This is a genomic window from Microbulbifer maximicatervae (SeqCode) (genome assembly GCF_052467825.1).
In genome coordinates, this window is the sequence record NZ_CP174327.1 from 767637 (window position 1) to 781915 (window position 14279).

A 14279-nucleotide genomic window follows, 5' to 3' on the forward strand; every position below is an offset into this window, starting at 1 on the left:
TAGCAATAAATTATAAATACTATCCCTATAAATCTAAGCCATGTCATAAATCGCTTTTATCACTAATACCAAGCCACACAAAAACATTACCAATAGAGTGTATTTCCTAAATTTTTTAAAGCTGACCTGATTCAATCTCCTTTTAGCGAGGGTTACACCAATAATCCCCCCGAGCCCAGCCGCCACACCATAGAATGCCAACTCTAGGGATACCGCCGAGAATGTAATATAAGTTCCCAGCTTTACAAGCTGCATTAATAGCCCATTAAAGGCCTTAGTAGCTATCAGGGATTCTTTCTCGAGGCCATAATTCAGCAAGAAAGGGTTCTTAAGGGGACCCATTGCCCCAATAAGACCGGAAGCAAAAGCGGTCACCAATCCCAGAGGTAAAAAATAGGGAAGTGACATGGGAAAAGATCTTTCCCTATGGCCAAAGCGATACTGAAGTATCGTGGACATTAAAAAAAGCCCAACCACTATTTGTATCCACTCTGGGGACATCTGTGTATAGGAATATGCACCTAACAATGCCCCGACTAAGCTTCCCGGGGTAAGCCAGCGTACTACCCGCCAATCAATATAGGACCAGAAAACCAGTGCCCGGTATGGCGAAGCCAGGCACTTGGCAATGGTTACCGTTGGTGCTACCAGGTGTGGACCAACGATAAAGCTAATCACTGGAACAAGGAGCAGTGCCCCGCCCCCGGCCGCAAGCGTACTGATATACCAAATCAAGATGCCAAAAATCAGCAGCAATAGCTCTATCATTTTACCGCTTCAGAAGTCACCAAAATCACAGTGAATAAAGTAGAAATTCAGGCTTGGGCGCAATTCCAACACCTAACCGGTAATCCAATACTCTCTTCACTAGAAGAAATGCAGCCTTAGCTCAACCAGTACAAAACCAAATGCCAGGAGCTAAATTGAAAAGAACTGCTGAATCCCGACAAGCACATTGGTTGTTGCTACGGAGGCCAGGATCAGCCCCATAACTCGACTTACGATACTGGCCCCGGCATCACCAATAAATCGATATATCCAGTTGGCAGTTAGCAGCAGCAATATCACTATCGCCAACACTGCTACCATGGCAGATGCTGTACTCAGCTGATGGACCACATCAAATCGATGGTTATCTGTGAGTACCACAGCCGCGAGCATGGCTCCGGGTGAGGCAATGGAGGGCACCGCAAGAGGGAAAATCGCTGTCTCATGTCCCTCACGGATGATTTCTATCTCCTGCTCTGGCTTGCTCTCACCAAATATCATGGTTAAGGCAAACAGGAACAGGACGACGCCTCCAGCTACCTGAAATGCAGAAAGGGGCACGCCAATCGCCTCGAGGAAGAATTGCCCTGCGACCAAAAAGAACAACAAGATCCCGGTTGCGACGAGTACTGCCAGCCAGGCTATCCTGCGCTTTTGCCACTCTGCATGTCGTGAAGTGACTGCGATAAACACTGGCAGAGTACCCACCGGGTCAATCACAGCAAAGAAAAAGACAAAGCTACTGATCCAATCGTTCAATTGGGACTCCGACGTGCCGTGCTACTATCCGCTTAATTAGAGCCCCAGGCAGTATGGGCAGGACCGGAGCGAGGTGTGCTTAGGGGGTCCAACGCCGTTATCTACGGTAACTGCTGGCGCAAGCGTAACTTGTAACTTAGAAAAAAAGTCTAGTGCATGACGAATCACTCACCGACCGCCCGACGCATCGCTAAAACCATCCTCAATGGTTTTGACGCCTATTTCGCAGACTATCAGAACATCACTTTGGGCGCCAAGGCCCGCTTTGAAACCGCCTCCTGGCAGGCGTCACACGAGGCCAATAAAGCCCGGATCGATCTGTACAAAACCAAGGTCACCCAAGTGGTGGACCTGGTCCATTCGGTAACCAGCAAGGACACCAGCCAGCTGGAGCTGTGGCGTGATGCCCGCGCCACTTATGCACAGCTGATTGCCAATCACAGCAATTATGAGATCGCCGAGACCTTTTTTAACTCGGTGTTTTGCAGCCAGTTTCACCACACCAACATTCACGACAGCAATATCTTCGTCAAGCCGTCCCGAGCACCGGAAGACAAACCGCTACGGGATTACAGCATCTATATCAGTTACAGCGGCCGCCACGGCCTCGAGTGTATGATCGAAGATATTCTCAAGGATTTCAGCTTTTCCACGCCCTGGGAGAATATGGAGCGCGACATTGCCCATATCTGCGAATCCCTGCGCAATGCACCTCTGGCCAATGTGGACAACGAGAAACACTTGCGGGTGGATATGCTGGAGTCGGTTTTCTACCGTAACAAAGCGGCCTATCTGGTAGGGCGCATTATCCTGAACGGCGAAGTTATCCCCATGATCCTGCCCTGCCTAAACAACGGGCGCGGCGGTATTTTTGTGGACACCCTTATCTACAACAACGACTCCGCCAGTATCATTTTCAGCTTTACCCGTTCCTACTTTATGGTGGATGCGCCAATCCCCTCCCGCTTTGTGCGCTTCCTGTCCACCATTATGCCGCTCAAGGAGAAGTCTGAGCTTTACAATTCTATCGGCTTCCACAAACACGGTAAGACCGAGTTCTACCGCCATATCCTCGCCCATATGAAGGTCAGTAACGACAAGTTTGTTATTGCACCGGGCATTAAAGGGATGGTGATGAGTGTATTCACATTGCCCTCCTACCCGGTGGTATTTAAAGTCATTAAAGATGAGTTCGACCAGCCGAAAACTGTCACCGAGAAGATCGTAAAAGAAAAGTACAAGTTCGTATCTCGCTCTGACCGGGTCGGCCGTATGGCTGACACCCAGGAGTATTCTTACTTTATTTTCTACCGCAATCGCTTCAGTGAAGAGCTGATCAAAGAACTGCAGGAAGTGGCACCATCAAAACTGATCATTGATGAGAAGCGGGTCATCATCAAACACCTGTATGTAGAGCGGCGTATGGAACCGCTTAACCTCTACCTGCAACACGCCAATGAAGAGCAAACCAAGGAGGCCATGGAAGAGTATGGTAATGCCATCAAACAGCTGGCAGCCGCAAATATCTTCCCCGGCGACATGTTGCTGAAAAACTTTGGGGTTACCCGTCACGGGCGGGTAGTCTTCTACGATTACGATGAACTCTGCCCATTGACGGAATGTAACTTCCGCAAGATTCCCGAAGCTCATACCTCTGAGCAGGAGCTGGCCGACAAGCCCTGGTATACCGTCGCAGAAGCCGACGTCTTCCCGGAAGAATTCCGCCTGTTCTTCTCTGGCAATCCCACCGCACGCGCTGCATTCGAAAAACAGCACGGCGATTTATACAACTATCGCTTCTGGAAACTCTTACAAGATCGTATTCGCGCCGGGCATGTGGAGAGTGCTTTCCCCTATCGACGCAAGTGGCGTTTCCCGCGCCGCTCCCATAACCGTGCACAACAAAAGTAGACGACCAATCTATGACTATATTGGTAGGAGGACTTTTCCAAGGGAGCGGATAATCCGTGCATATTTTTCGCTGGGCTCTAGTTGCCACAACTTTTTCCCTGCTGACGACCAGCGGTTGCGGCTATTTCCCCAGCGAGATGTCCATCCCCGGTAAGCTTCCGCCGGCAAAGCGCCCACCACCTTACGCACGAATCACAGGAAAACCCCACGTAGTTAGCTGCGCAACCCCCGCCCGGGGGTTTCCAACCCTGTCCTTTGATGAAGTGTTTACTTTTACCGAAAATCCGCGACAACCGTTCGTAGAGTCATACGGCCTCCCCCAACAGTTCGACGTGATTGCCTATGTCTGGGGCGCGGAAAGGTGTACGCCAGCAGCCTTCTGTAACTATGGAGATTATTACCAGCTGCTGGGACGCGGACCTAGAGGCGACTTTGCGACCTGGATCTCAACACCACAATATCCCCGTATTACGATTCAATCCCCCTGCGGCCAGCGGCTGAAGGTGGGCCAGGGATATCGTTTTTCATTTAGTGATGGACAACTGGTGGGATTTAGCCCCAACTAAAGAAAAGAGTTGCCTCTAGCGTGATAGACCGTATTTGAGACATGCGGTGAAGACACCCGATTAGGTTTGTAAAGCATCTAGGCCCATACGCTCTTGGGCACCGTACAATTTCCCTTCTGCCTTTTTTAGTACCTCTGGGAATGCTTCTTCAAGTAGCGGTAAATAGCGTCCTGGGCCCGACAGCCCCTACTCCCTTCATTAGCCAATCTGGTATTGGTTTGACCGGCATCAATTAAGCGGGCCTTCTGATTATCATGCCACTGTAATTCCATGATCTTCTTAATGGTTCGGAGGTGTCGAGAATTGGTTACCGGATAAGTGACTTCGATCCGTTGATCCAGACAGCGGTTTTTCAGGTTCGCAGAGGACATCCACATCAGTTCATCGCCACCATTATGAAACACATAAATCCTTGCGTGCTCCAGAAACTTATCCACCAAACTGATCACCTTAATATTGTCGGATAATCCAGGGGTGTCGCACACCAAAGAGCACTCACCGCGAACAAGTAATCGAATCTCTACTCCCGCAGCGCTCGCCCGATAAAGGTGGGCAATCAGTTTGCTGTCTATCAGGCTGTTGCACTTAAAGAATATGCCAGCTTTACGCCCAGCGAGGGCCGCCTCTATTTCCCGGTCTATGGCCTGCTCAAAGGAACTTCTCAATGAGAAAGGAGAAACGATAATATGCTTGAAAACCTGTTTTGTATTGGGGAATCGCATAAATTCAAACAAGTTATAGATGTCGCGACCCACTCCCTGATCATTAGTCAACACACTGAAATCACAGTAGACACGAGCAGTACTCTCGTTAAAATTTCCTGTTCCCAACTGGGTATAAAAACGATTCTTTCCCTGCTCACGGCGGACTACAGAAATTAACTTCGCATGAACCTCCATTTCAGGAACGCCGTAAACAACCAACACTCCCGCTTCTATTAATTTACGGGACCAATAAATATTGGCTTTTTCATCAAAACTCGCCCGCAATTCAACAACCGCAATTACTTTTTTATTATTTCTAGCCGCATTAATTAACGCCGCGATTACCCTTGAGTTTTTCGCCATTCGATACAAGGTAATACGTATCTCTTTTACCTGCGGGTCAATAGAGGCCGAAGCAAGGAAATTTGTTATTGCCCAAAAGTCATGGTACGGATAACAGAACAATCCATCATCGTCTTGCAATTGGTCAAAAATATTTTCACTGGTGGATAAAGATAAGAGCGGTGCCGGCCTTCTATACCGACAACTTTTGGAGTCCGGGGCAAAGCCCATAAGATCTTTGGAGTTGTGATAACGCCCACCAGGGGTATAACTATCCCTGGACCCCATCTTCAGCTTTTTCTTAATCAGCTCCAACAGCGTATTAGGCATTTCCATGTCGTAAGCAAGACGTACCGGCTCTGCACGCTTACGCTGTTTGAGTGACCGTTCAACACGTTCGAGAATATCCCGGTTGACATACTCTCCCAGCTCAATATCTGCATCCCGACTTATCTTGAACATATATGCCTTGGCAGAAAGAATAGGCAGAACATTGCGGAAGACTTCTTCCAGGCACACTCGAATAATATTATCCAGAACGATGTAAACTTTCTCTTTCCTGCCTTGGCGCGATGGGATTTCCAGGAAGCGGGGAAGAATAGCAGTGGGAATCTCCATAACTGCATATCTGCTTGGCTCTCCTTTTAAATTCAAAGTGATAGCGAAATAGATATTGTTGTCACTCAGCAATGGCATTGCTGACCTGCCATCGATAAAAAAAGGCTCTAACTCCGGTAAAACCAGGCTATGGAAATAATTTTTTACAAATCCCAACTGATGGCTATTTAAGCTATCTTCTCGAACAAGATAAATACTATGTTTTTTCAATCCCGATAACACTTTGACATAAGCTTCAGCATAGCGCTTTTCAAGTGTCAAAATACGATCATTAATAGTTTTCAATAGCTGGGAAAAGTGCTCCCTCTGCCCCACACCAGAATCAATACTCGCCAACCTCCGTACACCAGCCACCTTAATGCGGAAAAACTCATCCATATTCTGGGAGAAAATTCCAAGAAAGTGTACCCGTTCGATAGCCGGGACTGTTTCATCCTCAGCTTCCTGTAGTACTCGCTCATTAAAAGATAGCCAGCTTAATTCGCTGGGAAATAGAGGAATATCATTTAGCATAGATAGAGCACTTCACCAACGCTTCTACTATTGGTCACCAAAATACAGATACCAGTCTCCCCAAATCCGCCCACTGGTACAGAGCTTAAAATCTGGCTAACTATAAAATAATAGAACAAGGTGACAGCGTATTTTTGGATTAACTCCTTGTGATATCGGCTATAAAACCAACAGTAGAGTTTCTATCTTGGTAGCGGGATCAATAAATAGAGAAAAGATGCACGCTATCAAGAGTGAAGCCTAAACTGGGTAGAATAATGATGTTAGCAGTGCAAATGGTATTTGTGACCCCACAGACAAACTGAAGGGTCACCATTTAATCTAAGGAAGGTCTGCAGCCCATTATTGGCGATCTATACTACTCCGCCTCACGCTGCTTTAAAAAGCGATAGATGGCATCCTGGGATCGACAACCTTTTCGTCCCTCATTAGCCAACTTGGAATTTGTTTGCTTGGCATCAATCAGCCGCGCCTTCTGATTATCACTCCACTGCAATTCCATAATTTTGCGAACTGTAGCCTGGTGCTCCGGATTCATAAGCGGGAAAGTGACTTCAACTCGCTGATCCAGGTTTCGTTTCATCAGGTCTGCCGAAGACAACCACATCAGCTCATCACCACCATTGTGAAAAATATAGACCCGGGCATGCTCCAGGTACTTATCTACCAAACTGATAATACGAATATTGTCTGATACGCCCGGAGTTTCACAAACCAATGCACACATCCCACGAACGATAATACGAATTTTTACACCTGCGGCACTGGCACGATACAGCTGCTCAATAATCTGACTATCCACAAGGTTATTACACTTGAAAAATAGCGCCGCTTCCTTCCCTGCCTGGGCGGCATCAATTTCACGATCTATCGCAGCAGTAATCGCATCCCGATAGAAAAATGGTGAAGTGATAATACGTTTAAAAGAAGGGCGCTTACGCGGTGCCTGCATAAACTCAAATACATTGTACACGTCCCGACCCAGCTCCTGGTTATTGGTCAATAAGCTAAAATCGCAATAGACCTTCGCTGTATTCTCATTAAAGTTACCGGTGCCAAGATGGCTGTAGAAACGATCTTTGCCATCCTCGCGGCGAAGCACAGAAATTAACTTGCAATGTACTTTTAGGTTGGGCATGCCATACACCACATTCACCCCGGCATCGCTCAACTCATGGGACCAATGGATATTGGCCTTTTCATCAAAGCGTGCCCGCAACTCCACCACCGCAGTCACTTTTTTGTTATTGCGAACCGCATTAACCAGAGCCGCAACTACACGGGAGTTCTTTGCTACCCGGTAGAGATTAATCCGAATTTCTTTAACTTGAGGGTCTAGTGCGGCAGAGGCCAGGAAATTGACAATCGCATGGAAGTCATAATAGGGATAATAATAAAGCCGATCCCCTGCGCATAGCTGTGAAAATACACTTTCATTTTTCGGTAAGGCTGGCAGTGGTGTGAGGCGCTTATAGCGAAGTCGGGCGGATTCTCCCGGGAATTTCATCAGATCTTTGGAATTGTGATAACGCCCACCGGGGGTATAGGTATCATAACGCCCCATTTTCAGTTTCTTCTTCACCAACTCCAGTAAAGCCTCAGGCATATCACCATCGTATGCCATACGCACTGGATCTGCGCGCTTTCTCTTTTTTAGTGAGCGCTCCATTCGATCGAGAATATTCTGGGTTACCTCTTCACTTAACTCCAACTCAGCATCGCGACTGATCTTAAAGGTATAGGCGCTGGCTTTAGCGATAGGCACCACATGGCGAAATATTTCTTTAAGGCATCCCCGGATAATATTATCGAGAACGATGTAGACTTTCTCCCGCTTCCCCTCCCGTGGAGGAATCTCCACAAAGCGGGGAAGTGTATCCGTAGGAATCTCCATTGCCACATAGCGCTCGGTACCATCATCCAATTCAAGTGCTATCGCAAAATAGATACTGGTTTCATTAATCAAAGGCATGGGCTTGCGCCCGTCGATAAAGAATGGCTCCAACTCTGGCAGCACTTCCCGGTGAAAGTAACTTTCTACAAACTGGCGCTGGTTATCGCTAAGCGAAGTCTCCCTAACCACATGGATATCATGCTTTGCCAGATCCTTTAAAGCTTTGTTATAGGCCTTCGCATAGCGCAACTGTAGCCTCAACACTCGATTATTAATCGATTGCAATAGACTACTGTAGTATTCCTTCTTTTCTCCGCCAACGGAAAAGGCTGCTAAACGACGTACCGCTGCAACATGCACACGGAAAAACTCATCTAGGTTATTAGAGAAGATTCCCAAAAAATGTACGCGCTCAATAACAGGCACACTTTCATCTTCCACCTCCTGTAAAACACGCTCGTTAAATGAAAGCCAGCTCAACTCTTTGGGAAATAGAGGCACATCGTTAGACATTGCAAAACCATAAAACGCACCCAGTATCTGACGGCAGTTTAAAAATCCAGATTATTCTGGAAGCAGTCTTAACACGGGGCTGAGGGTCAAGATTAAGTAAAGAAATATGCCACTGAAATGTGGCTGTGAGCAAGCGACTATAGCAATATAACGATCTAGTATGGCTTCACAGTTTTCTGCCACACTGTTTCAGTCCATAAATTGGCACAAATAAATAAAAAATATCTTTTATTTATAAAAGATATTTAATAATTTTGTAACACTTTTACAGGTGGCGCCTTTTTGGTGCGCTGTAAATTGACTGCACTCACTATTGGACTGAAAAGTGGCAAAATGAATAATAGAGCGTCCGACTCCATACATTAGCGCTTTCAACGGGATATTGATGCAAGCTCCAAACGAACGCTATGCCGCCCTAGATTTGGGCTCAAACAGTTTCCATCTGCTCCTGGCGGAATTTCGCGATCAGCGCATGGTACGCCTGCACACAGACAGAGCCATGGTGCGCCTGGCCGAGGGGCTGGATATTAACCACCACTTGGACCCGGCGGTAACCGAACGGGCCCTGACCGCTCTGCAACGCTTTCAGCCAGTGATGGATAAACTGCCCCTCGACCATGTGCGTGTTGTGGGTACAAATACACTGCGCATGGCTGCGGCCAATGCCGATGGTTTTTTGGAAGAAGTGGAATCAATACTCGGAGTGCCGGTGGAAATTATCAGCGGTATCGAGGAGGCCCGCCTGATCTTCACCGGGGTTCTCGCCGCCGCCAATGGCCCCCCTCGCTTGCGCTGCATTATTGATATTGGCGGTGGCTCCACGGAGCTGGTTCGCGGTGGTGATACTCCACAGCAACTGGAAAGCCTGGATATAGGCTGTGTTTCCTACAGTAAACGTTTCTTTGCTGATGGCCTGATCAGCCGCAATACCGTAAACCACTTCCAACGCGCGCGGCGAGCGGCGCGGGCCGAATTGCAGGAGCTACAGCATATTGCCGAAGGCGCGGAAGTTACCGGTTGCTCCGGGACTATCAAAGCGGTTGCCAGGATTTGCAATGATGGCGAAGTAAAGGCGATCAAGCGCGGGGATATCGATCAGCTTGCGCACCGGGTTTCCTCCGCCAAACATATCTCGGACCTGGATTTACCCTACCTGGATGAAGAGCGTCGGCCGGTATTCGCTGCCGGCTTAGCGATACTGCATGCAATATTCTGCGAACTCGACATTATGCGTATGGAAGTCTCACCCTATGCAATCCGCGAGGGCATAGTGCACGACTTGGCCGGGCGCTTGCACGGCGGGGATCGACGTGCAGATACGATTGCCGCCATGGTAGAGCGCTGGCAGGTAGATACCAACCAGGCTAAACGTGTCAGTTCCACCTCACTCAAGCTCCTGCAGCAGTTGCGCCCCCAATACCCACCAGAAGGCAAGGTGCGACTGCATTGGGCTATCCAGTTGCACGAAACCGGCCTGGCCCTAACTCACAGTAGCTTCCGCAAGCTGGGGGCCTATATGGTTAAACACGCCGATATGGCCGGATTTGCCAAAAGTGAACAGGAGCACCTGGCCTATCTGGTGCACAACCAACGGGGAAGAATCAAACCGCCACGGGAGCACTATGGCTTCCACCCCAGCCCAGACCTTCTGTTATGCCTGCGCCTCGGATGTATTATTCACAGGGACCGCACCGAACGCAGCCTGGATGGCTTAAAGCTATATGACCAGGGAGACGCCTATCACCTGGAAGCCGATCAACAGTGGCTGGAGGATAGCCCGGCAATTGCAGAATTGTTGGAGCAGGAAGAGCAACACTGGCGCTCGCAAAATCGGCCCCTACAGATAACGGCGGTATAAGAGCCAGGGGCCCTTGTGAGCCACTCTGGACACTGGCGTTTTACTCGAATATTCACCCTACAATCAAAAGCTATGAAACTGAGCGAAGTCACTCTCAAACACCACTATGCGGATATGGGGGAAGCCTTTGGCACCCCCATAGCACCCACTCCTTTTCGCCACCCCAAGGTAATCGACACCAACCCTTCAGTGCTGCAACTATTGGGAATAGATCCCAATGAGAAATCTGACCCCGCCTGGGCCGAGCTGGGCTGCGGCGCCCGCCTGTTTAAGGGAAGCCGCCCATTTGCGATGAAATACACCGGTCACCAGTTCGGGGTCTACAACCCTGACCTGGGGGATGGGCGAGCACTGCTGTTGGGTGAAATCGAGAGTGAAGGCCGGCGCTGGGAACTGCATTTAAAGGGTGCAGGACAAACGCCCTACTCCCGCTTTGGTGATGGCCGCGCAGTATTGCGCTCCACCATACGGGAGTACCTCGCCAGTGAGGCACTCTACGGCCTCGGTATTCCCAGCACCCGGGCACTGTGCATTGTCGGAAGCGACGAACCTGTCACCCGTGAGAAAATCGAAACCGGGGCCATGCTGATCCGAGTGGCAGAGAGCCACGTGCGTTTCGGTCACTTTGAATACCTGTTTTACACCAAACAACTGGAGGCCCTGCAGGAGTTGATCGGGGTTATTTGCCGACGCTTTATACCGGGTACAGAGGGTATGGCAGTGGGCGACCAAGCTGAAGCATTGCTGCGCTTTACCACCCGCCGCAGTGCAGAGCTAGTTGCAGCCTGGCAGTCCGTAGGCTTTGCCCACGGCGTGCTCAACACCGACAACATGTCGATTATTGGCGACACCTTTGACTACGGACCCTACGCCTTCCTGGACGACTACGACCCCACTTTTATCTGCAATCACTCCGACCACACCGGCCGCTACGCCTTTGAGCAACAGCCCGGTGTCGTGCTGTGGAACCTGAATGCTCTCGCCCATGCACTGTCGGCCTTTGTCGGTGTAGACGCTCTGCGCGAATGCCTGGAGCAATTCCAGCCGGTGGTAAGCGAAGCCTATGCGCAACGTATGCGAGCCAAACTGGGGCTGGAAAAAGAAGAAGATGGCGACCAGGCCCTCTGCTCGGAACTGCTGAAGTTGCTTCAACACGGCCAAGCCGACTACAGCCTGTTTTTCCGAGCCCTGGCCCACTACCGGGGGGAGCGTCCGGCCAGCGCTTTGCACGAGTTACTCAAACCCACTCACCACAGCGCCCTGGATCAATGGCTGGAGCACTACGATCGCCGCCTCACCCGGGAGGCAAATAACTCCCGGGAGCGCAATTTGGCCATGCTGTCAGTCAACCCGAAATACATTCTGCGCAACTATTTGGCACAGAAGGTCATCGAGGCTGCTGAAGATGGCGACTATCATCCTTTGCGGACTCTGCGCCAGTTACTGCAATCCCCTTTCGCCGAGCACCCGGAGCGGGAAGTCTGGGCCAGTGCACCGCCAGAATCCGGCAAGCGTATCCCCTTGAGCTGTTCCTCTTAAAGGTGCCTTTGGGTAACTCACAAAGGTCCCGAAATTGGGACAAATAGAGAGAAAAGGCAGGGATATGTGGCCAAATGCTACTTTTTGACTGTTAGATTTTACCTGATGACGACTAGCCCACTGCCCTCGCAGGTGACTTGATGTAATATCCGGGTCACCCTACTTTACATAGGAAAATAAGTGATGATTAGAAACCTGCTTCTGGCCACCTTTGGCCTGCTGTTCGCCCTGCAGGCCAGTGCTGCAGATATCCTGGGCAACTGGCGCACTATCGATGACGAGACCGGAGAGACAAAGTCCATCGTCAATATCTATGAGAAGGATGGGAAGTATTACGGCAAGGTAGTGGATCTTCTGATGAAGCCTAACGACACCGTTTGCGACAAGTGCCCAGGCGACCTAAAAGGTAAGCCCATTGTCGGCATGGATGTCATCAGCGGGCTGGAAAAGAAAGGGAAAAAATACGAGGACGGGGAAATTCTCGACCCGGTAAAAGGCAAGGTTTACGACCTTAAAGTCTGGCTGGAGGATGACAACACCCTTAAGCTGCGCGGCTACCTGGGCTTCCTCTACCGCACCCAAACTTGGCACCGAGTTCAATAAGCAACTAGGTGCAGCTCTCGGGCCCGAGTTCTATCGGGCCCAGAAACCTCTCTCTCAAACCCAGTTAAAGCACCACCCTGCCGCTTTCACCGCTCGTTGCACGGGCCGACACCACTTTATCGTCTTCACTGGTATCAATTCGTACCTTGGCGCTCATACCTGCGCGCAGAGGCGGAGAATCCTTGAGGGGGTATAGACGCAATCGCACCGGCACCCGCTGCACGACTTTCTCCCACTTGCCACTGGCATTCTGCGGCGGTGTGGAAGCAAACTCACTGCCACTGGCGGGGCTCATACTGTCCACCTGAGCCTGCCACTCAAAATCCGGGTAGGCATCCAGGGTCACTTCCGCCTGTTGGCCCGTGCGCACGCGACCCAGCTCGGTCTCTTTCAGGTTGGCCTCCACCCAAAGGCCAGTGGAGCCAATCATTTGCAGCAGGTTAATGCCCAGAGTGGCCATCTCCCCCACCTTGGGTACGGTATTGGCGATAGTGCCATCCACGGGAGCAATAATGCGCGTGCGCGATAACTGGTAGCGGGCTGTATCCAGCTGCGCTTGAGCCACTTTTAAATCTGCCTGCTCTTCCAGGGCAATACTGGGATCACCTCCCAGTTCAGCGCGCAAGCTGGAGAGCTTCTCAGCATTAATGGTGATCTGGGCGCGAGCGCGCTCCAGCTGCTGGCGGGCGCTGTCCAGCTCCGCCTCGGAAAACGCCACCTTGCTCAGTTTTTCATTGCGCTCCAATTGGCGGCGGTAAAAGTCCGCATCTTTGCGTGCCTGCTGCAACGCTGCGTCTGCTTCAGCATATTCTGAACGGCGAGCGAGCAATTCGTTGCGCACCTGGGCCAGGCGCGCCTCCGCCTCAGTCACCGCCAGTTCGAAGGCCGTGCGGTCGATCTGAATCAATAATTGCCCTTTCTCCACGACCTGGTTGGCACTCACCAGCACCTGGGTGACAACACCACTAACTTCGGGCGCCAGGGAAATCTTGTCCGCTTTCACGTAAGCGTTCTCTGTCTCGACAATATCGCTGCCGCGCAACAGGTTCCATCCCCCTATCAGGACGGCCAGTACCAGGAAAAAGGAGAGTGCGAACTCTCGTTGCCCGGCGCGGTCTAGCTTAATGGACAGCTTTTCAGTCACATTCAATCTCTTCACGTGTCAAATTCTTGCGCAACCGCAATAGCAGCGACTGCAATTGATCCACCTCTGCGGCGGAAAAGCCCGCAAGTGCCTCACTGCGGGTCTGCTGGGCTACGCCGCCCAGTAACTCAAGGGCCGGCATTGCCTGCCCCGTCAGATAAATACGGAAACAGCGCCGGTCCTCGGGATCGGGCCTCCGCTCCACCAGCCCCTCCTGCTGGAGGTTATCCAGCTGGCGGGCCAGACTGATCGGCGCTAGGTCCAGGCGCTCGGCCAACTCTGCCTGCTTGAGGCCCTCCTCACGCAGTAGATGCCAAAGCACCTGCCAGCGGGATCCACTCAGCCCGTGGTCCTTGGCTCTGCGGTCAAAGTTTCGCCGCAGCAGCCGTGCTGCACTGTGTAGTTCAAAACTCATTTCAGTAGCGGCATCTTCCCTGGACATATCTGCTCTCCCTGTCTAAGGCCGCTCATTATAAGCCTGCTTATTATTTCATCAATGTGCGAGTTATCAATATCCCAAAACCCCATTAAAAAAGGCGGTCACTAG

At 50.5% G+C, this 14279-nt stretch carries 11 protein-coding genes; 5 read left to right on the forward strand and 6 right to left on the reverse strand.

Annotation, left to right across the window (positions count from 1 at the left end):
• Positions 1-33: 33 nt before the first annotated feature.
• Complete coding sequence (locus tag ACJJII_RS03350) at positions 34-768, reverse strand: sulfite exporter TauE/SafE family protein (protein ID WP_444918279.1); 735 nt, start codon at positions 766-768, stop codon at positions 34-36.
• A 150-nt stretch (positions 769-918) separates the two neighbouring features.
• Complete coding sequence (locus ACJJII_RS03355) at positions 919-1527, reverse strand: MarC family protein (RefSeq protein ID WP_413663436.1); 609 nt, start codon at positions 1525-1527, stop codon at positions 919-921.
• Positions 1528-1683: 156 nt separating this feature from the next.
• Between ACJJII_RS03355 and aceK the strand changes: the two genes are divergently transcribed.
• Together aceK and ACJJII_RS03365 are read left to right on the forward strand one after the other, a co-directional pair.
• Positions 1684-3438, forward strand: coding sequence for a bifunctional isocitrate dehydrogenase kinase/phosphatase (aceK, locus tag ACJJII_RS03360; RefSeq protein ID WP_444918280.1), 1755 nt, complete (start codon positions 1684-1686; stop codon positions 3436-3438).
• A gap of 56 nt (positions 3439-3494) precedes the next feature.
• Positions 3495-4004, forward strand: a complete 510-nt coding sequence (locus ACJJII_RS03365; protein ID WP_444918281.1) for a hypothetical protein — start codon at positions 3495-3497, stop codon at positions 4002-4004.
• Positions 4005-4129: 125 nt separating this feature from the next.
• On the opposite strand, the gene ppk1 (ACJJII_RS03370) is transcribed toward ACJJII_RS03365, so the two are convergent.
• Positions 4130-6181, reverse strand: coding sequence for a polyphosphate kinase 1 (ppk1, locus tag ACJJII_RS03370; RefSeq protein ID WP_444918282.1), 2052 nt, complete (start codon positions 6179-6181; stop codon positions 4130-4132).
• A 358-nt stretch (positions 6182-6539) separates the two neighbouring features.
• Positions 6540-8588, reverse strand: a complete 2049-nt coding sequence (gene ppk1 / locus ACJJII_RS03375; RefSeq protein WP_444918283.1) for a polyphosphate kinase 1 — start codon at positions 8586-8588, stop codon at positions 6540-6542.
• A 385-nt stretch (positions 8589-8973) separates the two neighbouring features.
• On the opposite strand from ppk1 (ACJJII_RS03375), the gene ACJJII_RS03380 reads away from it, so the two are divergent.
• The 3 genes from ACJJII_RS03380 to ACJJII_RS03390 all read left to right on the forward strand — a co-directional run bounded on the left by ACJJII_RS03380 (position 8974) and on the right by ACJJII_RS03390 (position 12588).
• The gene (locus tag ACJJII_RS03380; RefSeq protein ID WP_444918284.1) at positions 8974-10446 is read left to right on the forward strand and encodes a Ppx/GppA phosphatase family protein; all 1473 of its coding nucleotides are present in this window, start codon (positions 8974-8976) and stop codon (positions 10444-10446) included.
• A 72-nt stretch (positions 10447-10518) separates the two neighbouring features.
• Positions 10519-11985 (forward strand): protein adenylyltransferase SelO, encoded by a 1467-nt coding sequence (locus tag ACJJII_RS03385; RefSeq protein WP_444918285.1) that lies wholly within the window; start codon positions 10519-10521, stop codon positions 11983-11985.
• Positions 11986-12168: 183 nt separating this feature from the next.
• Complete coding sequence (locus ACJJII_RS03390; protein ID WP_108734638.1) at positions 12169-12588, forward strand: DUF2147 domain-containing protein; 420 nt, start codon at positions 12169-12171, stop codon at positions 12586-12588.
• 64 nt (positions 12589-12652) lie between these two features.
• Here the strand turns inward: ACJJII_RS03390 and ACJJII_RS03395 are convergent, their stop codons facing one another.
• Both ACJJII_RS03395 and ACJJII_RS03400 read right to left on the reverse strand, forming a co-directional pair.
• Positions 12653-13732 (reverse strand): HlyD family secretion protein, encoded by a 1080-nt coding sequence (locus tag ACJJII_RS03395; protein WP_282931136.1) that lies wholly within the window; start codon positions 13730-13732, stop codon positions 12653-12655.
• Entirely contained in the window at positions 13725-14174 is a 450-nt protein-coding gene (locus tag ACJJII_RS03400; RefSeq protein WP_444918286.1) for a MarR family winged helix-turn-helix transcriptional regulator, read from the reverse strand. The genes ACJJII_RS03395 and ACJJII_RS03400 overlap by 8 nt, the downstream gene beginning before the upstream one ends.
• Between the last annotated feature and the right edge of the window lie 105 nt (positions 14175-14279).

What these genes read in the sequence shown, in the direction of transcription:
- ACJJII_RS03350 (WP_444918279.1), bottom strand. Translation starts at nt 768, where the DNA reads ATGATAGAGCTATTGCTGCTGATTTTTGGCATCTTGATTTGGTATATC.
- aceK (WP_444918280.1), top strand. Translation starts at nt 1,684, where the DNA reads ATGACGAATCACTCACCGACCGCCCGACGCATCGCTAAAACCATCCTC.
- ppk1 (WP_444918282.1), bottom strand. Translation starts at nt 6,181, where the DNA reads ATGCTAAATGATATTCCTCTATTTCCCAGCGAATTAAGCTGGCTATCT.
- ppk1 (WP_444918283.1), bottom strand. Translation starts at nt 8,588, where the DNA reads ATGTCTAACGATGTGCCTCTATTTCCCAAAGAGTTGAGCTGGCTTTCA.
- ACJJII_RS03380 (WP_444918284.1), top strand. Translation starts at nt 8,974, where the DNA reads ATGCAAGCTCCAAACGAACGCTATGCCGCCCTAGATTTGGGCTCAAAC.
- ACJJII_RS03385 (WP_444918285.1), top strand. Translation starts at nt 10,519, where the DNA reads ATGAAACTGAGCGAAGTCACTCTCAAACACCACTATGCGGATATGGGG.
- ACJJII_RS03390 (WP_108734638.1), top strand. Translation starts at nt 12,169, where the DNA reads ATGATTAGAAACCTGCTTCTGGCCACCTTTGGCCTGCTGTTCGCCCTG.
- ACJJII_RS03400 (WP_444918286.1), bottom strand. Translation starts at nt 14,174, where the DNA reads ATGTCCAGGGAAGATGCCGCTACTGAAATGAGTTTTGAACTACACAGT.